The organism is Limosilactobacillus caccae (assembly GCF_900156885.1).
Taxonomy (GTDB): Bacteria; Bacillota; Bacilli; order Lactobacillales; family Lactobacillaceae; genus Limosilactobacillus; species Limosilactobacillus caccae.
The window spans coordinates 109,625-129,792 of record NZ_FTOY01000009.1; the positions used below are offsets into that span (position 1 = coordinate 109,625).

12 protein-coding genes and 3 tRNA genes are annotated in these 20,168 nt (G+C 45.5%); 12 read left to right on the forward strand and 3 right to left on the reverse strand.

What is annotated here, in order from left to right; genetic code table 11:
* The first annotated feature begins 68 nt into the window (after positions 1–68).
* The 3 genes from CZ502_RS02730 to CZ502_RS02740 all read left to right on the forward strand — a co-directional run bounded on the left by CZ502_RS02730 (position 69) and on the right by CZ502_RS02740 (position 342).
* A tRNA-Gly gene (locus tag CZ502_RS02730) sits at positions 69–140 on the forward strand.
* Between the two features lie 5 nt (positions 141–145).
* A tRNA-Arg gene (locus CZ502_RS02735) sits at positions 146–219 on the forward strand.
* 49 nt (positions 220–268) lie between these two features.
* Positions 269–342, forward strand: a tRNA-Pro gene (locus CZ502_RS02740).
* Between the two features lie 104 nt (positions 343–446).
* Here the strand turns inward: CZ502_RS02740 and CZ502_RS02745 are convergent.
* Complete coding sequence (locus CZ502_RS02745) at positions 447–1,520, reverse strand: CdaR family transcriptional regulator (RefSeq protein ID WP_076459579.1); 1,074 nt, start codon at positions 1,518–1,520, stop codon at positions 447–449.
* Between the two features lie 195 nt (positions 1,521–1,715).
* Here CZ502_RS02745 and CZ502_RS02750 point away from each other — a divergent pair, with 195 nt between their 5' ends.
* Positions 1,716–3,011, forward strand: a complete 1,296-nt coding sequence (locus tag CZ502_RS02750) for a GntP family permease (protein ID WP_076459580.1) — start codon at positions 1,716–1,718, stop codon at positions 3,009–3,011.
* 16 nt (positions 3,012–3,027) lie between these two features.
* Complete coding sequence (locus tag CZ502_RS02755) at positions 3,028–4,182, forward strand: glycerate kinase family protein (RefSeq protein WP_076459581.1); 1,155 nt, start codon at positions 3,028–3,030, stop codon at positions 4,180–4,182.
* 35 nt (positions 4,183–4,217) lie between these two features.
* On the opposite strand, the gene CZ502_RS02760 is transcribed toward CZ502_RS02755, so the two are convergent.
* The gene (locus CZ502_RS02760) at positions 4,218–5,174 is read right to left on the reverse strand and encodes an alpha/beta hydrolase (RefSeq protein WP_076459582.1); all 957 of its coding nucleotides are present in this window, start codon (positions 5,172–5,174) and stop codon (positions 4,218–4,220) included.
* Between the two features lie 295 nt (positions 5,175–5,469).
* Between CZ502_RS02760 and adhP the strand changes: the two genes are divergently transcribed.
* From adhP to CZ502_RS02800, 7 genes are all read left to right on the forward strand, one after another.
* On the forward strand, positions 5,470–6,495 hold the full coding sequence (adhP, locus tag CZ502_RS02765; protein ID WP_076459583.1) for an alcohol dehydrogenase AdhP: 1,026 nt from the start codon (positions 5,470–5,472) through the stop codon (positions 6,493–6,495).
* Positions 6,496–6,643: 148 nt separating this feature from the next.
* Positions 6,644–7,111 (forward strand): CtsR family transcriptional regulator, encoded by a 468-nt coding sequence (locus tag CZ502_RS02770; RefSeq protein ID WP_076459696.1) that lies wholly within the window; start codon positions 6,644–6,646, stop codon positions 7,109–7,111.
* 14 nt (positions 7,112–7,125) lie between these two features.
* Positions 7,126–9,615 carry an ATP-dependent Clp protease ATP-binding subunit gene (locus tag CZ502_RS02775; RefSeq protein WP_076459584.1) on the forward strand — a complete coding sequence of 830 codons (2,490 nt, stop codon included), beginning with the start codon at positions 7,126–7,128 and terminating at the stop codon, positions 9,613–9,615.
* Between the two features lie 291 nt (positions 9,616–9,906).
* Positions 9,907–10,509, forward strand: coding sequence for a TetR/AcrR family transcriptional regulator (locus CZ502_RS02780; RefSeq protein ID WP_076459585.1), 603 nt, complete (start codon positions 9,907–9,909; stop codon positions 10,507–10,509).
* A 216-nt stretch (positions 10,510–10,725) separates the two neighbouring features.
* Positions 10,726–14,340 (forward strand): DNA-directed RNA polymerase subunit beta, encoded by a 3,615-nt coding sequence (rpoB, locus tag CZ502_RS02790; protein ID WP_076459587.1) that lies wholly within the window; start codon positions 10,726–10,728, stop codon positions 14,338–14,340.
* Between the two features lie 41 nt (positions 14,341–14,381).
* The gene (gene rpoC, locus CZ502_RS02795) at positions 14,382–18,017 is read left to right on the forward strand and encodes a DNA-directed RNA polymerase subunit beta' (protein ID WP_076459588.1); all 3,636 of its coding nucleotides are present in this window, start codon (positions 14,382–14,384) and stop codon (positions 18,015–18,017) included.
* Between the two features lie 70 nt (positions 18,018–18,087).
* Complete coding sequence (locus CZ502_RS02800; RefSeq protein WP_076459589.1) at positions 18,088–19,263, forward strand: DUF998 domain-containing protein; 1,176 nt, start codon at positions 18,088–18,090, stop codon at positions 19,261–19,263.
* Positions 19,264–19,296: 33 nt separating this feature from the next.
* Here the strand turns inward: CZ502_RS02800 and CZ502_RS02805 are convergent, their stop codons facing one another.
* On the reverse strand, positions 19,297–19,965 hold the full coding sequence (locus CZ502_RS02805) for a prepilin peptidase (RefSeq protein WP_076459590.1): 669 nt from the start codon (positions 19,963–19,965) through the stop codon (positions 19,297–19,299).
* Positions 19,966–20,168: the final 203 nt, after the last annotated feature.

Sequence of the window (20,168 nt, forward strand, 5' to 3'; positions counted from 1 at the left end):
CATTGACAGATGAATGGTTTTCATGTATTATTAATAATCGTTGATAGGAATTATCTTATCAGAGATATGCGGAAGTAGTTCAGTGGTAGAACATCACCTTGCCATGGTGGGGGTCGCGGGTTCGAATCCCGTCTTCCGCTTTTTTGCACCCATAGCGCAATTGGATAGAGTGTCTGACTACGAATCAGAAGGTTGAAGGTTCGACTCCTTCTGGGTGCATCTTAATGCGTGGCAGTTATCTTAGTGGTAGTTGCGGCGCTTTTTTTATCGGGAATTAGCTCAGTTTGGTAGAGCGCTGCGTTCGGGACGCAGAGGTCGCAAGTTCAAATCTTGTATTCCCGATCTACTTGTAAAAAGGCTGTTCATGACGTAGTAAATACGTTAGAACAGCCTTTTAATGTTTTAAACCGTTATTCAAAACAGACAGGCTAGTCATTATTATCAAGTTAGTCACCAGTAAACGGGTCATCATTTTGCTGCTGGTGAGCATAATACAGGTAAGCAGCAAAGAGTTGGAATGCATCGGTCACCTTTTTAGGGTCGCAATGGGTGATCTTCTTGATTCGTGATAATCGATAATTAATGGTATTACGGTGGGTATAGAGGTGCTTTGCTGTTTGGTTTACGTTTAAGTCACAATTGATAAATTCTCGAATAGTGACAATCAGCTCCTTCCCGGCATCGCTTTTCGCAAGTTTGTTAAATTGTTCAACTAGTGGCGCTAACGGGAGCTTTGCTTGTAAAAGATAATCGATAAAACGTACTTGCTGAAAATTAATTAAATTGTTATTTTGTAAGCTTTCGCGAATTTTAAGGGTGGTGACGGCTTGCTTAGCGCTCATGCCAATTAATTTTGTTGTCTCACCAACAGCAAATGTCACGCTTTTGGCAACTAATCGTTTTACTAATTGGCTTAGAATTAACGGATCCTGAACAATTATTAAGCCCAGATTGTTAGCTAACGGGAAGGTCAGGTTGCTAGCAGCGTTATTGAGCTCATCTATCTTTTCTGGCTGACAGCGAAGAGCAACTGCAGTCCACGGGACCGTCAGATTAATATTTAATTGCTGGGCTTCCAGGACTAAGCTTGGTGAAGCCTCCCGCACCCGCGTGGCTTGGAGAAGATGATAGAGTACGCGTTGCCGATCTTTTTCGCTTTCCCGCTGTTGCTGGTCGATTTCTTCTTGCTTGAGTAACAGTTCCACCGTGGTTTTCAGTAATGCCGCAAGGGGAACCACTTTTGCCGGGTCGCCAGTAATACCAACAACACCAATCGTTTGCTGTTCATAGGTAATTGGCATATTTACACCTGGCTGACCGTGGCTGCCATGAACCTGATCCATCGGTAAGGTTTTCCCCTGCTTGATTGCGGCCACTGCGCCGACATGAAGAGTATTGATTCGTGCTGGATTCCCACTAGCAATGATATAGCCCTTTTCGTCCATGATGTTGACGTTGTATGGAATCTGCTTCATTACATTATCAACAATCGACTGAGCTAGTCGTGAATTAAGTTTCATTATTTACCACATCCTACTGAAACGTTGAATCCAAGTTTTTTCTCATTTCATTACCTATCTTATCAGCTTTCTTGTACAAAGTGCTTATCATAAGCAATGAAATATTATGCACTTTGCTCATTGTTTAGTTTTCCTCTTTTGTGTAATGTAAACGGTAACAAAACGTTAGTAGGGTTTTGAAAAGGAGGAGATAGGATGGTTGTTACATGGTGGGGCGCGTTGCTTGGTCTTGCATTAGCCATTATTCTAATTTTAAAAAAGTTAAATCCAGTTTATGCACTATTTCTAGGTGCAATTATTGGGGCACTTCTTGGTGGTGCTAGTGCCACGGGAACAATTGAAATTATGATTAAAGGGACCCAAAGCGTGATGGGGACCGTTTTGCGGGTCCTTGCAGCGGGGATGCTGGCCGGAGTCATGATGGATTCTGGAGCGGCGGAAACTCTTGCACGGACGATTATCAATAAACTTGGGGACCGAATGGCGATTTTATCACTAGCTTTTGCGACAATGGTAATTACTGCGGTCGGGGTATTTATTCCGGTTGCCGTATTGATTGTGGCGCCAATTGCCCTCGAAGTTGGGCGGCGCTTAAATATCTCCAAGCTAGCCTTGTTGGTTGCTCTATCTGGTGGTGGAAAAGCCGGTAATATTATTTCACCAAATGCGAATACAATTGCTGCAGCAAAAGGGTTCGGGGTCGAACTTAGCCAGGTAATGATTGCTGACTTTATCCCGGCAATTGTTGCACTGGTTGTTACCGTAATTGTTGCTTCGCTAATTAAAGCAAAGGGAGATCCAGTTACTAGCGTTGACTTTGTTGACCAAAAACAGGTTAACGACAAAGAATTACCGAGTGTTGCGCGTTCACTGGTAACACCAGTTTTAGCAATTATTTTTCTGATGTTAAACCCGCTTGGGGCGATTTTTCATATTGAGGCCCTAACCAAATTTAACCTTGATGCAGCATATGTTTTGCCGATTGCGGCAATTATTGGGGCACTGGCGATGCGGAAGGGAAAATTCCTGCGAGCCTATGCACAAACCGGGATGAGCCGGATGACCGATGTCGTGATGATCTTAATTGGTGCTGGGGCAATCGGCGCGACAATTACTTCTTCTAGCTTACCCGCCTTAATGATTGCGGGAATTAAGGCCGGCCATATTCCGGGCGTCCTCTTAGCACCGTTATCAGGAATTTTGATGGCAGCGGCAACTGGCTCAACGTCGACCGGGGTTATCTTAGCGACCGGGTCATTTTCAAAGGCAATCCTCGGTTTTGGGGTTACACCATTAGCTGCAGCTGCAATGGTTCATACCGGGGCAATTGTGATTGACCAACTTCCACAAGGTAACTATTTCCATGTCAGCGCTAATGCGATGCATATGGATATTAAAGAACGTTCGCGTGGAATTGTATATGAAGCAATAATTGGTGGTTCTGCGATGCTAACTGCAACTATTTTGTATGGTTTCTTGCATTTAATGTAGAAAAGGGTGAATGATGATGAAATTTGTAATTGCACCAGACTCCTTTAAGGGTGGTTTAACTGCTAAGCAGGCAGCAGAGACGATGATGACGGGGATTAAGCGGGTATATCCTGAGGCCGAATATCGTTTGGTCCCAATGGCCGATGGTGGCGAAGGGACAGTTCAATCCCTGGTTGATGCGACTGACGGGCGAATAATTACTGCGGATGTTCATAACCCATTTAACAAGCTGGTAAAGGCTAGTTATGGAATGCTCGGGGATGGGAAAACGGCGGTAATCGAAATGGCCGCGGCGAGTGGAATCCAATTCATTAACGAGCAAACTGCTAATCCCCTGGTAACGACCACCTATGGGACCGGGGAATTGATAATCAATGCGATTGACAATGGTGCCCAAAAAATTATTGTTGGTATCGGCGGTAGTGCGACGGTCGATGGTGGTGCGGGGATGGCCCAGGCACTTGGTGCTCGCCTCCTGAAGGCCGATGGCAACCCAATTGGTTTGGGTGGCGGTGCCCTTGCGGAACTTTCACAGATTGATCTTTCACAGATTGATTCCCGGGTGCTTAAAACAACGATTTTAATTGCTTCCGATGTTACTAATCCCTTAACGGGGCCAGATGGTGCGGCCAACGTCTTTGGACCACAGAAGGGTGCCACGCCAGAAATGGTAAAAGTCCTTGACCAAAGCCTTCGCCACTATGCGAAAGTAATTGCTAAATCAACCGGCAAGCAAGTTGATCAACTAGCTGGTGCTGGTGCTGCTGGGGGCTTAGGGGCTGGCCTGTTAGCATTTACTAAAGCACAGATGCAACATGGCATCGAATTGGTGATTGAGGCCACTAACTTAAAAGAAAAAGCGGCGGATGCGGATTTTGTGTTTACCGGTGAAGGGGGAATTGATTTTCAGACTAAGTTTGGTAAGACCCCGTATGGTGTTGCCAAAGCCTGCAAGAGTGTCGCACCAAATGCTCCAGTTATTGTGCTGGCGGGAAATATCGGTAAGGGTGTCGACAGTCTTTACACCGCTGACGCAATTGACGCGATCTTCGCAACCCCGGCTGGTGCCAAGCCCCTGGCTAAGGCGCTTAAAGATGCGTCCCAAGATATCGCCCAGACTGCCGAAAACGTTGCCCGCTTAATAAAGGCGACCCAACAGCAACGGGTATAATAAAAAAGAAGTTGCAAGCGCAACTTCTTTTTTCATTATGCAAGATTATCCTTAAAGAATTGCTCAATCCGGTCAAATGGAATCTTGTTCACATTGTCATATAAGTCGATGTGTTCGCAATCCTCAACGATTAACCGTTCCTTCGGTTGACTAGCGAGGTAGTATGCCCGCTCGGAATAAGCCTTTGAATGGGCCTTATCGCCGTAAATGAAGAGGAGTGGGCGTGGTGAAATTTCTTTGATGTAATCTAATGAAGAAAATTCTAGCATTGCGAGGTTCGACGTTGTGGTGGCAGCACCACGACCATTAGGATGAAAACCGCGCTTTAACGCATAAAACCGTAACCATTCGTTGGTCAGTTCATCTTGGTTTGGTAGGTCATCAATTCCATCATATGGTTCCTCAGGGAAGGATGGTTGGTATTCAGGTTGTCCATTTTCAAAATCTTCCCACCGTTGCTCATTCAACTGTTCTTTTAATTGAAAGAGTTGCTCTGGGGCGAGGTTCGCCATTTCCCGGATTGCGGTCATGTCGTACATTGAAACAGTTGCCAACGCCTTGATCCGGGTATCAACAGCCGCGGCACTGAGACCGAAGCCAGCCGCACCACTAATTCCGATCACGCCAATCTTGTTCCGGTCAACGTTTGCGGCTTTTGCCCCGAGATAGTCGACCGCCGCGCTAAATGATTCCGCGTAAAGGTCTGGTGATGCGACATGCCGTGGTTCCCCCGCTGATTCTCCCGTATATACTTGATCAAAGGTTAGGACGATAAAACCACGTTGCGCTAATGCATTTGCGTACACCGCTGGTGATTGCTCCTTAACACTCCCGTAAGGGGCACCGACGATCAATGCGGGAAGCAGTTGGTCAGCGGTGATGTCTTTTGGTGAGTAGATATCCGCGGCAATTGCAATTCCATAACGGTTATTGTAGCGGACATGCTGGCGATTAACATTTTTATCTAACTGTGTAATATATCCGTATGCCATTAAGATCACTCCTTTAACAGTTAAATAAATTATAACATTCATTGCTGACAAACGAGTGTTAATAATAAAGAAGTAAAATTTTAGTTATATTAAGTAAGTGATTTATTACACAATTTATTTGTGATTGGTTTGCCTAGCAAAAGGCCTTAATAGGTATAAGCAACAGCATTATAAAATAAATTGGTCTCACTAGCTTTTCAGAAAATGTGCAAGATTTCACTTTAAAAGTTACGAATGGTCTGGTACCATAAGCATTGTACTAAAAGAAAATGTTTATTAAAGGAGATCTTACCTTATGAAGGCTGCTGTAATTAATGATCCAGTAGATGGATACGTTACTGTTAAGGATGTAAAGCTTCGTGACTTAAAGCCAGGTGAAGCATTAGTTGATATGGAATACTGTGGACTCTGCCACACTGACCTCCACTGTGCTGCCGGTGACTTCGGCAAGAAGCCAGGTCGGATTATCGGTCACGAAGGTGTTGGTCGAGTATCCAAGGTTGCTCCTGGTGTTACTTCCTTGAAGGTCGGGGACCGGGTATCAATTGCTTGGTTCTTCAAGGGCTGTGGCCACTGTGAATACTGCCTCACTGGTCGTGAGACGCTTTGCCGCAACGTTTTAAACGCTGGTTACACTGCTGATGGTGCAATGGCTGAACAATGTATCGTTCCTGCTGATTACGCTGTTAAGGTTCCAGAAGGCTTAGACCCTGTTGAAGCTACTTCATTGACTTGTGCCGGTGTTACGATGTACAAGGCTTTGAAGGTTGCTGACATCAAGCCAGGTCAATGGGTATCAATCGTTGGTGCCGGTGGTTTAGGTAACTTGGGGATCCAATTTGCCCACAATGTCTTCGGTGCGCACGTTATCGCTGTTGATGGTAACCCTGAAAAGCTTGAAGCTGCCAAGGAAAACGGTGCGGAAATTTGCATCAACCGTCACGACGCTAATGTTGACGAACAAATCCAAGAAAAGGTTGGCGGTGTGCACGCTGCAGTTGTTACTGCTGTTACTACTGCTGCCTTTGACCAAGCGGTTAACTCCCTTCGTCCAGACGGTAAGTTAGTTGCTGTTGCCCTTCCACAAGGTGACATGAAGCTTAACATTGCCAAGACGGTTCTTGATGGAATTATCGTTGCTGGTTCATTAGTTGGTACTCGTCAAGACTTGGCTGAATGTTTCCAATTTGGTGCTGAAGGCAAGGTTCACCCAATCGTTAAGACTCGTAAGCTTTCAGAAATCAACGACATGATTCAAGAATTAAAGGACAACAAGGTTGTTGGCCGGAACGTCGTTGACTTTGTTCACAACAAGGACTAATCCAAATAACTCATTTTAATTCTCTTAATTACTGCGGTAGGCTGCTTGCTTACCGCAGTTTTTTATCGGGAAGGCTTATCAGGAGCGTGACCGGGCAAAATATGGTAAAATGATGGTCAAGATTAGTCAGGAAAGCCGGGGTGATAAAGTGGAAAATAAGAGTATTTCAGACATTATTGAAGCATATTTGAAAGAAATTCTCGGCAACTCAGCCCAGATTGAGATTCGCCGATCTGAGATTGCTAATCAGTTCGATGTTGTGCCATCCCAGATTAATTACGTTATTAAGACGCGCTTTACCATTCAAAATGGTTACTTAGTGCAGAGTAAGCGTGGTGGCGGTGGCTACATCCGGATTGAGCGGGTCAATTTACTTGATGATGTTAATGTGTTAGACTCACTTATCCAAGCAATTGGCAGTTCAATTCGTGAACGTGATGCCTTTGACATAATTCAGACTTTATATGAAGAAAAAGTGATTACACGCCGTGAGGGTGACCTAATGCTGGTTGCACTGTCGAAGCAGACACTTGCAGTTGGTGATGGCAAAGTCGAAGACCAGCTTCGTGCCCGTGTGCTGATATCATTTTTAAACCGACTACGTTATGAGAGTTAAGAGGGGGATTGTACATGGATAACATGTTTACACCAAGTGCTAAGAATGTATTAGCACTAGCCCAAGAACAGGCAAAATATTTTAAACACCAAGCTGTTGGAACCGAACACCTACTCCTTGCCCTTTCAATGGATAAGGACGGGATTGCTAATAAGATTTTTGAGCAGTTTTCTGTTACTAGCGATGATATTCGGGAAGAGATCGAACGATTAATTGGTTACGGGACGATGGAAGACCTTGGGGCCACTGATTATCTGCCATATTCGCCAAAGGCCAAGCAGGTGCTTTCACTAGCTGGCCGGGAAGCGCAACGGATGCATGCACTAAAGATTGGCACAGAACACTTGTTACTGGCGTTGATTGCAGATGAGAGTGTCCTTTCTTCACGGATCTTATATAGTTTAGACATTGTGCCCCGGCAGATGCGGAAGGTTACTTTACGGCGGCTGGGGATCGCTGATGTCCAGCAACGGCCCAACTCTCGGCAAACGGGAGCGCGGCGTTCACCGAAAGGGACGCCAACTTTAGATAAGCTGGCTCGTGATATGACCGCCTTAGCAAGAAATGGCCGCTTAGATCCCGTAATCGGTCGGGAAAAGGAAGTAAAGCGGGTTGAGCAGATCTTGAGTCGGCGGACAAAGAACAACCCGGTGTTAATTGGTGAACCTGGTGTTGGTAAGACCGCGATTGCGGAAGGACTTGCCCAACGAATGGTAAACGGTGAGGTTCCGTCTGAGCTAGCCGATAAGCGGTTGATGATGCTTGATATGGGGTCATTAGTTGCGGGGACAAAGTACCGTGGTGAATTTGAGGACCGCTTGAAGAAAGTGATTGATGAAATTCAAAACGACGGGCACGTAATCCTCTTTATTGATGAACTTCACACCCTGATCGGCGCTGGTGGTGCTGAAGGGGCGATTGATGCATCCAACATCTTAAAGCCTGCTTTAGCCCGTGGAGAATTACAAACAATCGGGGCAACCACCCTTGACGAATATCAGAAGTACATTGAATCAGATGCAGCATTAGAGCGGCGGTTTGCGACAGTTCAGGTCGATGAGCCGACAACTGATCAGACACTGCAAATCTTACGAGGCCTTCGTCCAAAGTATGAACAACACCACCATGCCAAGATTACAGAAAAAGCGTTAGAACAGGCGGTGAAGTTATCTGACCGCTACATTACTGACCGTTTCTTACCAGATAAGGCGATCGACCTGGTTGATGAGTCAGCAGCGATGGTGCGAATCGATGCAGAAGACAAGAAAAACAATAAACCATCATTAAAGCAACAACTCGCTGATTTGCGGTCAGCAAAAGAAGAGGCAATTGAAAACCAAGACTTTGACCAAGCTGCCCGTCTTCGCCAGCAAGAGTTAACCCTGAAGGAAAAGGTTGACAAACGAGAAGAACGTGCACAAAAAGCACCCGCCAAGGACTATAAGCTAAAGGTGACGGGAGAAAACATCGCTCAGGTTGTGGCTGAATGGACCGGGATTCCGCTGACGCAGTTGAAAAAGACCGAGAGTGAACGGCTGGTTAACCTTGAAAAAGTTCTCCACCAGCGAGTGATTGGTCAAGACGAAGCTGTATCAGTTGTTGCCAAGGCCATCCGGCGTGCCCGCAGCGGCCTAAAAGACCCACAGCGACCAATCGGCTCCTTCATGTTCCTCGGGCCAACTGGGGTCGGAAAGACAGAATTAGCCAAGGCCTTAGCTGCTGCAATGTTTGGCTCCGAAGACAACATGATAAGAATTGACATGTCTGAATATATGGAGAAATACAGTACCAGTCGGTTGATTGGGGCGGCTCCTGGCTATGTCGGCTATGATGAAGGTGGCCAGTTAACGGAAAAGGTTCGCCAGCACCCATACTCGGTTGTCTTACTTGATGAAGCTGAAAAGGCCCACCCAGACGTCTTCAACCTCCTGCTTCAGGTATTAGATGACGGTTACTTGACCGATGCTAAGGGCCGGAAAGTTGACTTCCGAAACACGATTATTATCATGACGTCGAACCTGGGGGCTACCCAGTTGCAAGACGAAAAGGAAGTCGGCTTTGGCGCGAAGGATCTTTCAGCTGACTATGACGCAATGTCAGCAGCCATTAAGCAGCAGATGAAGCTCTACTTCCGGCCAGAATTCTTAAACCGGATCGATGAGACGATTATCTTCCACTCCTTGCAAAAGAACGAGTTACACCAGATTGTAAAACTGATGGTTGCCGGTCTTAATAAGCGGGTAGGAGAACAAGGGATTAACCTGAAAGTGACGCCAGCGGCGATTGACGTTATTGCTAAGCTTGGCTACAATCCAGCTTATGGGGCACGGCCACTGCGGCGGGCAATCCAGGATAACATTGAAGACGACTTGAGCACTGGTTTGCTAGATGGCCAAATTACGGTCGGAGATGATGTTACCGTCGGTGCCCACCAAGGAAAGATTACCTTTAAAGTTAAGAAACCAGATGCGCCTAAAGCAGTCCAACTAAACGTCAGTAAGTAGTTAATAATTAGAGTTTGTCATATCTGTTGATAGGGCAAACTCTTTTTCGTTCGCCCAGCATAAGTAAATGAATTTCGAATAGATTTTAACTATCTTTTTGTTGCAATTCATGGCCTTAATGGACGCCATTTCCTTGCCTGTTCACTAGTCTGGTGACTTTGAAATATTCCTGTAAAATTTCATTTATCATGTTTTATATTTATTTTTAAAAAACGGTTGTCAAAAGATAAGCAATAGTTTTATAATATGTTTATCAGATAATTAATAATGAAAATGGGAAGTGTATCAAATATGAAACGTGCGGAGCAGTTAGAGAAAACACGGCAAGCGATTTTAAAGACTGCCACTAAGCTTTTCTTGCAAAAGGGCTTTGGTGAGACCTCAACGCGGGATATCGCAAAGCAGATTGGGATTACCCAGCCAGCTTTATACCACCACTTCAGCGATAAAGAGGTTTTGTACTTGGACGTGATGACCAACCTTTGTGGGAAGGTTCGTCAAGACATCAATAAGGTGATGCGGAAGCATGATATTACGCCTAACGAACAGTTGTGGCAAATCACAAAAGTGCTGAAGAAGCACCACCCGTTGAGCATCTATGACCAATACAACCAGGCGATGCGCCTCTTGTCTAAGAGTGCTCAGCAAAAGTTGAACATGATTTTTACGATGGATTATCTGGAACCCATCGCTGCCTTCTTCCGTCAACCGGAAGTTGAGCTGCGGCCAGATATTTTACCTAAGGAAGCTGCGGAATTATTTATTGCTGGGTTGACACCAATCTTTGGTACTTCCCAGCTAATTGGGGGTCACTCAATCACTCCTGAACAACGTGACCAATTGATTTTGGACTGCATTATCAATGGCCTGTCAAACTGGGGTGGAAAAGGATAATTATTTATTGACAAAACTAAATCGGACTTGTATTATATAAGAGTATGTAATTGTGAGTTCATTTGAGCCTGGTGATCTATTGTCCATCGGGTTCTGCATAAAAACCAAAGACAGTCGAGAGACTGTTTTTGGATTTTTTTTGCCCAAAAACCGGTTTTGGGACAAAATGTAATGAAAATGTAACATTTAAATGGACTCGCGGAATAAACTAGAGAGGTGAACAGTTTGGCTGGACATTTAGTTAAATACGGTAAGCACCGTACCCGTCGTAGCTACTCACGGATTAAAGAAGTTCTTGAGTTGCCAAACCTGATTGAAATCCAAACCGATTCTTATAATTGGTTTATGGACAAAGGTTTACGGGAAATGTTTGATGACATTATGCCAATTGATGATTTCCAAGGGAAGCTTTCTTTGGAATTCGTTGACTATCAACTTTTAGAACCTAAGTATACTGTTGATGAAGCTCGTGAACACGATGCTAACTACTCAGCACCACTTCACGTAACTTTACGGTTAACAAACCATGAAACGGGTGAAATTAAGTCCCAAGACGTGTTCTTTGGTGACTTCCCACTCATGACTGACCAAGGGACCTTCATTATTAACGGGGCAGAACGGGTTATCGTTTCACAATTAGTACGGTCACCTGGTGTCTACTATAGCGAAGAGACTGATAAGAATGGTCGGCCAAACTACGGCGCTACTTTTATTCCAAACCGTGGTGCATGGCTTGAATACGAAACAGACGCGAAGAATGTTTCATACGTACGGATTGACCGGACGCGGAAGCTACCAATGACTGAATTGATCCGGGCATTAGGCTTTGGTTCAGATGACGAAATCATTGATATGTTCGGTGGCGATAGTGAGACATTATCACTGACCCTTGATAAGGATGTTCATAAGAACGCCGAAGACTCCCGTGTTGAAGAGTCATTAAAGGATATTTATGAACGTCTTCGTCCAGGTGAACCAAAGACTGCTGACTCAGCACGGAGCCTTTTGACGGCCCGTTTCTTTGATCCAAAGCGTTACGACATGGCGCCAGTTGGTCGTTACAAGACTAACAAGAAGTTAATGCTCAAGTACCGCTTGCTCGGTGAGACATTAGCAGAAACATTAGCTGATCCTGATACTGGTGAAGTGTTAGCCCAAAAGGGTGACACGGTGACTAAGGAACTCCTCAAGTCATTAGAACCATACCTAGATCGTGATGACTTCAAGACGATTACCTACACGCCATCAGATGAAGCCGTTGTTACGGAACCAGTTAAGCTCCAAAAGATCTTGGTTTACTCCAAGAAGGATCCAGAACGTGTTGTGCCAATTATCGGTAATGGTCACATTCCATTGGAATACAAGCACATTGAACCAGCTGACATTCTTGCATCATTAAACTACTTCTTTAACTTGCAAGAAGGAATCGGTAGCACTGATGATATCGACCACTTGGGTAACCGGCGGATTCGTTCAGTTGGTGAATTATTACAAAACCAATTCCGGATTGGGCTTGCCCGGATGGAACGGGTTGTTCGTGAACGGATGTCAATTCAAGATCCTGACACTGTTACCCCACAACAATTAATCAACATTCGTCCAGTAGTTGCTTCCATTAAGGAATTCTTTGGTTCTTCACAACTTTCCCAGTTCATGGACCAGACCAACCCACTGGGTGAATTGACCCACAAGCGTCGTCTTTCAGCCCTTGGTCCTGGTGGTTTGACCCGTGACCGGGCCGGTTATGAAGTTCGTGACGTGCACTATACCCACTATGGTCGGATGTGCCCAATTGAAACTCCCGAAGGTCCTAACATTGGGTTGATCAACAGTCTTTCTTCTTACGCCCGCGTTAACAAGTATGGTTTCATTGAAACCCCATACCGTCGTGTGTCATGGAAGACCCACAAGGTTACTGACAAGATCGACTACTTGACTGCTGACGAAGAAGATAACTTCGTGATCGCCCAGGCCAACTCACCATTAAATGACGATGGTTCATTTGTTGATGATGAAGTTATGGCTCGTGATAAGGATGACTATGTTGAAACAAGTGTTGAAAACGTCGACTACATGGATGTTTCTCCTAAGCAGGTTGTTTCCGTTGCTTCAGCATGTATCCCATTCCTTGAAAACGATGACTCCAACCGTGCCTTGATGGGGGCCAACATGCAGCGGCAAGCTGTTCCACTGATTAACCCTCACGCACCACTGGTAAGTACCGGGATCGACTACAAGGCTGCCCACGACTCTGGTGTCGCAATGATTGCGAAGAAGTCAGGGACAGTTGAATATGTTGATGCGCGTGAAGTACGGGTTCGTGAAGAAGATGGTAGCCTTGACACTTACAAGTTAATGAAGTTCCGTCGGTCAAACGGTGGTAAGAACTACAACCAACGGCCAATTGTTAAGGTCGGTGAACACGTTGATGCTGACGACATCTTAGCCGATGGTCCATCAATGGAACAAGGGGAACTAGCCCTTGGGCAAAACCCACTGATTGCCTTCATGACTTGGCAAGGTTATAACTTCGAAGATGCCATCGCAATCAACGAACGGTTAGTTAAGGACGATGTTTACACATCAATCCACATTGAATCATACGAATCAGAAGCCCGGGAAACAAAGCTCGGACCTGAAGAAATGACCCGTGAAATTCCTAACGTCGGTGACGACGCATTGAAGGACCTTGATGAAGACGGGATTGTCCGTGTCGGGGCCGAAGTTCATGATGGTGACATCTTAGTTGGTAAGGTTACACCAAAGGGAATGACCGAGTTATCAGCCGAAGAACGGTTGCTTCACGCAATCTTCGGTGAAAAGTCTCGTGAAGTTCGTGATACATCACTCCGGGTACCACACGGTGGTGGCGGTATTATCCAGGATGTTAAGATCTTTACCCGGGAAAATGGTGATGAATTGTCTCCAGGTGTTAACACCATGGTCCGGGTTTACATCGCTCAAAAGCGGAAGATCCAAGTTGGTGATAAGATGTCTGGTCGTCACGGTAACAAGGGGACTGTTTCAATCGTTGTTCCAGAAGAAGATATGCCATACATGCCTGATGGTACGCCAATCGACATCATGCTTAGCCCAATGGGTGTGCCAAGCCGGATGAACATTGGTCAGCTTCTTGAATTGCACTTGGGAATGGCGGCACGTCGTCTTGGTATTCACATGGCAACCCCAGTATTCGATGGTGCTTCAGATAAGGATGTTTGGAATGCCGTTAGAGAATCTGGTTTCCCTGAAGACGGTAAGACAATCCTTTACGATGGTCGGACAGGTGAACCATTTGAAAACCGGATTGCTGTTGGTTCAATGCACTACCTGAAGTTAGCCCACATGGTTGACGACAAGATCCACGCACGTTCTACTGGTCCTTACTCACTTGTTACGCAACAACCATTAGGTGGTAAGGCTCAATTTGGTGGACAGCGTTTCGGTGAAATGGAAGTTTGGGCTCTTGAAGCATACGGTGCTGCTTACACCCTTCAAGAAATCCTTACTTACAAGTCAGATGATACCGTTGGTCGTGTGCGGACATACGATGCCATTATCAATGGTGAACCAATTCCAAAGCCTGGTGTTCCAGAATCATTCCGTGTTCTTGTTAAGGAATTACAAGCATTAGGTCTTGATATGAAGGTTCTTGATGGCAACAGCAAGGAAATTCAATTGAAGAACATGGATGAAGATGATGATGAAGTTGTTAGCGTTGATGCTTTGGCTAAGTATGCTGAACAGCACAAGGTTGATGACAAGAAGGACGAAAAGAAGTCTGAAGCCGCATCATCAACGACTACCGATGATAAGACTAATCAAAACTAATTAAGGTTGCTACGGTTTACTGAAATAAGGAGGAACATCCTTTGATTGATGTCAATAAATTTGAAAGTATGCAGATCGGTCTGGCATCTCCAGATAAGATCCGTAGTTGGTCATACGGTGAGGTGAAAAAGCCGGAGACCATCAACTACCGGACCTTAAAGCCAGAAAAGCAGGGTCTGTTTGACGAACGAATCTTTGGCCCAACCAAGGACTACGAGTGTGCTTGTGGAAAGTACAAGCGTATCCGTTACAAGGGTCGCGTCTGTGACCGTTGTGGGGTTGAAGTTACGAGCGCCAAGGTTCGGCGTGAACGGATGGGGCACATTGAACTGGCCGCTCCGGTATCGCACATTTGGTACTTTAAGGGTATCCCAAGTCGGATGGGACTTGTCTTGGACATGAGTCCGCGTTCACTTGAAGAAGTTATCTACTTCGCTTCTTACGTTGTTTTAGATCCAGGTGACACACCACTGGAAAAGAAGCAATTACTGAGTGAAGCAGAATATCGTGACAAGAAGGCAGAATTTGGTGACCGTTTCACGGCTGAAATGGGTGCGGCTGCAATCCAAAAGTTGTTAGCAGACGTTGATTTAAATAAAGAAGCCGTTGAATTAAAGGAAGAATTAAAGGAAGCTACTGGTCAAAAGCGGACCCGTGCAATCCGGCGCCTTGATATTCTGGAAGCCTTCATTAAGTCTGGCAACAAGCCGGAATGGATGGTCTTGGATGTAATTCCAGTTATGCCACCTGACTTGCGGCCAATGGTTCAACTTGAAGGTGGCCGGTTTGCCACTTCTGACTTGAACGACTTGTACCGGCGGGTGATTAACCGGAATAACCGTTTGAAGCGGTTATTGAAGTTACAAGCTCCCGGAATCATTGTGCAAAACGAAAAACGGATGCTTCAAGAAGCCGTTGACGCATTGATTGATAATGGTCGGCGGGGTCGTCCGGTGGCTGGTCCTGGTAACCGTCCACTGAAGTCCCTTTCGCACTTGCTTAAGGGTAAGCAAGGACGGTTCCGGCAAAACTTGCTTGGTAAGCGGGTTGACTACTCTGGTCGTTCAGTTATTGATGTTGGTCCATCATTACGGATGAACCAAATGGGACTGCCGGTTCCAATGGCCCTTGAATTATTCAAGCCATTCATCATGCATGAACTTGTTAAGCGGGGACTCTCTGCTAACGTTAAGGCTGCTAAGCGGAAGATTGACCGGCGTGATGATGATGTATTTGACGTACTTGAAGATGTAATCAAGGAACACCCAGTACTGCTTAACCGGGCACCTACTTTGCACCGGTTAGGGATTCAGGCCTTCGAACCAATCTTGGTTTCTGGGAAGTCAATGCGGCTGCACCCATTGGTATGTACGGCTTACAACGCCGACTTCGATGGGGACCAGATGGCCATCCACGTTCCATTATCAGATGAAGCACAAGCTGAAGCGCGTCTCTTAATGCTTGCTGCTCACCACATCTTGAGTCCTCGTGACGGAGAACCAATTGTTTCACCATCACAGGATATGGTTATCGGTAACTACTACATGACCACTGAAGATAAGGGCCGTGAAGGTGAAGGAATGATCTTCAAGGACACCGATGAAGCAGAGATTGCTTACAAGAACAACTATGTTTCATTGCAAACGCGTGTCGGTGTTCAAGTAGCTTCCTTCCCTGACAAGCCATTTACTGATGACCAGCGGAACAAGATCATGATAACTTCTGTTGGGAAGTTGCTCTTCAACCGGATCATGCCAAAAGACTTTGCTTACATCAACGAACCAACGGATGCTAACATCCATAATGGTGTTGATGACCGCTTCTTCCTTGAACCAGGTGAAGATATCAATGAATACCTTGAAAATGCACCATTAGTTCCACCATTCAAGAAGGGCTTCTTGTCTGACTTGATTGCGGAAGTATACAAGCAATACAAGGTGACGAAGACTTCCCAATTCTTGGACCGGATCAAGGACCTTGGTTACTACGAATCAACAATTTCTGGTTTGACGACTGCCATCTCAGATATTCACGACTTGCCTGAAAAGCCAGGTATTATCAAGGATGCCCGGAAGCAAGTTGCGTTGATTACAAAGCAATTCCGGCGCGGGTTAATCACTGATGATGAACGGTATGAACGGGTAATCGGTGTGTGGAACGATGCGAAGGATGAAGTACAAAACAGACTGATTGAGCACATGGACATCCACAACCCAATCAACATGATGTCTGACTCTGGTGCTCGTGGTAACATTTCTAACTTTACGCAGCTTGCCGGGATGCGGGGCTTGATGGCATCACCAAACGGTAAGATTATGGAATTACCAGTTCTGTCAAACTTCTATGAAGGTCTTTCAGTTCTGGAAATGTTCCTTTCCTCTCACGGTGCTCGTAAGGGGATGACTGATACCGCCTTGAAGACTGCCAACTCAGGTTACTTAACGCGGCGGCTGGTTGATGTTGCCCAGGATGTTGTTGTTCGTGAAAAGGACTGTGGTACTGACCGTGGCCTTGAAGTTACTGCAATTACCAACGGTAACGAAATGATCGAACCACTTTACGACCGGATTATGGGTCGTTACACAATGAAGTCAGTCTTTGACCCACAAACTGGTGAAAAGATCGTTGGTAAGAACGTCTTGGTTGACGAGGACATGGCACAAAAGATTGTTGATGCAGGTGTTAAGAAGGTTACGATCCGTTCAGCATTTACTTGCAACACTGAACACGGTGTTTGTGAACGTTGTTACGGTCGGAACGCTGCTACCGGTGACCGGGTTGAAGCTGGTGAAGCTGTCGGTACAGTTGCCGCGCAATCAATTGGTGAACCAGGTACCCAGTTAACTCTTCGGAACTTCCACACTGGTGGTGTTGCCGGTAACGACGATATTACCCAAGGTCTTCCACGTATCCAAGAAATTGTTGAAGCACGTAATCCAAAGGGTCGTGCAACAATTACTGAGGTTACTGGTGAAGTTGTGTCTGTTGAAGAAAACCCAGCAGAACGGACGAAGGATGTTACCGTGAAGGGTGAAACCGATACCCGGACTTACACCTTGCCAATCACTGCCCGGATGAAGGTTGCGGAAGGTGACTTTATCCACCGTGGTGCAGCCTTGAATGAAGGTTCAATCGATCCAAAGGAATTGATCCAAGTTCGGGACGTTCTCTCAACTGAAACCTACCTGTTGGCCCAAGTTCAGGGTGTTTACCGGATGCAAGGGATTGACTTGCTCGATAAGCACGTTGAAATCATGATTCGCCAAATGATGCGTAAAGTGCGGGTCATGGATCCAGGTGACACTGACTTACTGCCAGGTCAATTGATGGATATTAGTCAATTCCGTGACGCAAACAAGGACACCTTAATTGCTGGTAACATTCCAGCAACTGCTCGTCCAGTTATCCTGGGGATTACGAAGGCCGCTCTTGAGACTAACAGTTTCTTGTCTGCTGCTTCATTCCAGGAAACTACCCGGGTATTGACGGACGCTGCTATTCGCGGTAAGAATGACCCATTAGTTGGTTTGAAAGAAAATGTTATTATTGGTAAGATTATCCCTGCAGGTACTGGTATGAGTGCTTACCGGAATATCAAGCCAAAGGAAGTTAGTGTTGCTGCATACTCCATCAAGGACTTAGAGGCCAAGATGAAGGAAGAAGACAAGCAAAACTAAGTTAATAAACAAAAAAGGCAATGGTAACCGTAAGGCGCCATTGCTTTTTTATTGAATAAGGGGTGTTTGTTTGGCAAAAAAATATCAAATAGAGATACCGGAGTCCGCGTTTGAACAAACCGATTTTTCGAGTGATGATGAGCTGTCGCTGAGTGTTAACCATAAGCAAATAAATATTCGCCCAGTACGGGTGATTGACCAGCTCCCCCGGATTAATATGTGGTGGTACATGATTCCAGCGTTGATCTTAACAGCGGTCTTTCTGGTTTTCTTCTCCATGCAAAATGTGGGGACGATCCCGATCAATGGTGATGACTATTCAATCGCTAACGGGGCCTTGATCTTGGGGTTGACCAGCGGGGTGGTGACCTTTGTGACGGCGTTTATCGTGACGAAGATCCGGGCGACTGGCCCAAGTAAGGACTTTTACTGGCGAAGTCTGCCGACAATTGCGATTGCTTGTGGACTAATTATTGCCTTTTCATTCTCTGCAATGTTTTGGCTATTCGGGCAACTATTTACGGATGCGCGTTTTGACATTTATACTGCTACGGCCTTTATCCTTGTGATCTTAGCGATGGTTAATTACATCATGATTAACCTGGCAATGACATTATCTTCCAGTGTGATTACCAACTTGCTTACGATTATGATCATTGGGGGGATGCTCTTTTCAATGCTGACTAACTCATCACGGGACTGGTGGCGGCATAATTTTAGCTTTCTCGGGACGGCAAAAAATTCAACCAGTTTGCAATTTAACGTTACCTTGATTTTTACCGGCCTCTTGATGGTTGCATTAATTGATTACCTATTTGTCAACTTGCAACGGCGTTACCGGGGGAAGAATATCCAGATTTTGCGGTGGCTCTTGTATATGTTATCAGCTTGTATTGCCGCAATCGGCCTTTTCCCTAACGATCCCCAATTCCATGTTCTCCATGATCGGATCGCAATGTGGCTCGTCTATATTATGCTGATCCTGATTGTGGCCATCCGCTGGATCCTGCCTGAGGTTACGAAACAGTTTTTACGGATATCATATACGATTGGTGCATTGATGGGGATTGAGTATATTATTTTTAAGCTGACTGATTACTTGTCGCTGACCGCCTTTGAGCTGTTAGAATTTGCGTTGGCCTTTTCGTGGCTGTTATTGTTACTCCAAAACATTGAAAACCTCGCTCAGTTTGGGCAAAACTTATTTGTAATTAAGTTGAAGCCGGTTGAAGAAGTAGAAAAATGAGCAAGATGGGACTGATTATTTCGGTCCCATTTTTTAGTACTGTTGGTAAAAGAGGATGAGGTAGACTGCTAAGGAAATGGCGGGGATGAACGGAAGACGCTTTTGCTTGCTCAATGCAAAGCAGGCGAGCATAATGACAGAGCTTATCTGGATAATAATCAAGCTAGTTATTCCGCCGAAAATGATCCATAAAAGGACGAGCAGTTCGACGTCCCCACTCCCGAGTGCCCTTGTGCGGGTTGCAAAGCAGTGCAAACAAATGGCAAGGACTGCTGCTTCAACCGCTCCTACTAAGGAAGGATTGGTGATAAGGGCAAGGGGGAATAGGCCACAATAAGCAAGCGGGTAAACGAATTGGGCAACCATGTCGGTCGTCGAGATGAAGACGAGGGTTAAGATGGCAATTGCAATCACCAAATCGTGGAGTGGGGAGAGGCAAAATAGGGAACTGAAAGCAACTGCGGTGAGGAGTTCGACAAGGGGAAAATAGCAAGTGATCCGTTGGTGGCAATAATGACAACGACCAGCTTGCAGGCAGTAACCTACAATTGGAATAAGCTGCCACCAAGCAAGCTGTTGCTGACAGGCATTGCAATATGAATGGCGGGGAAGCCAGGGGAGCTCGTGCGTGGCTAATCGCTGGGCACAAAGGGTAATAAATGACGCTAAACTGGCACCGGTGATGAATAAGATAATTAACATAGTGCACCTCCTATATAATAAATACGTAATAATTTCAAATTTGCACGAAAGGATTTAAAATAAAAAGCCACGGTTCGTTGACATTCAATTGCTAGCATGATAATCTATTGAAGGTGCTTTTTTTAGCAACGAGTGTCTGTCGTTGGGCAGACTTATGCGTCAACGAAGGCACATTAATTTCATAATACATTCAGATCCTTTTT

Excerpts from the sequence above, each read along its gene's own strand:
- CZ502_RS02780 (WP_076459585.1), top strand. The coding sequence starts at position 9,907 with ATGAAACGTGCGGAGCAGTTAGAGAAAACACGGCAAGCGATTTTAAAG.
- CZ502_RS02805 (WP_076459590.1), bottom strand. The coding sequence starts at position 19,965 with ATGTTAATTATCTTATTCATCACCGGTGCCAGTTTAGCGTCATTTATT.
- CZ502_RS02760 (WP_076459582.1), bottom strand. The coding sequence starts at position 5,174 with ATGGCATACGGATATATTACACAGTTAGATAAAAATGTTAATCGCCAG.
- adhP (WP_076459583.1), top strand. The coding sequence starts at position 5,470 with ATGAAGGCTGCTGTAATTAATGATCCAGTAGATGGATACGTTACTGTT.
- CZ502_RS02750 (WP_076459580.1), top strand. The coding sequence starts at position 1,716 with ATGGTTGTTACATGGTGGGGCGCGTTGCTTGGTCTTGCATTAGCCATT.
- CZ502_RS02775 (WP_076459584.1), top strand. The coding sequence starts at position 7,126 with ATGGATAACATGTTTACACCAAGTGCTAAGAATGTATTAGCACTAGCC.
- CZ502_RS02755 (WP_076459581.1), top strand. The coding sequence starts at position 3,028 with ATGAAATTTGTAATTGCACCAGACTCCTTTAAGGGTGGTTTAACTGCT.
- CZ502_RS02745 (WP_076459579.1), bottom strand. The coding sequence starts at position 1,520 with ATGAAACTTAATTCACGACTAGCTCAGTCGATTGTTGATAATGTAATG.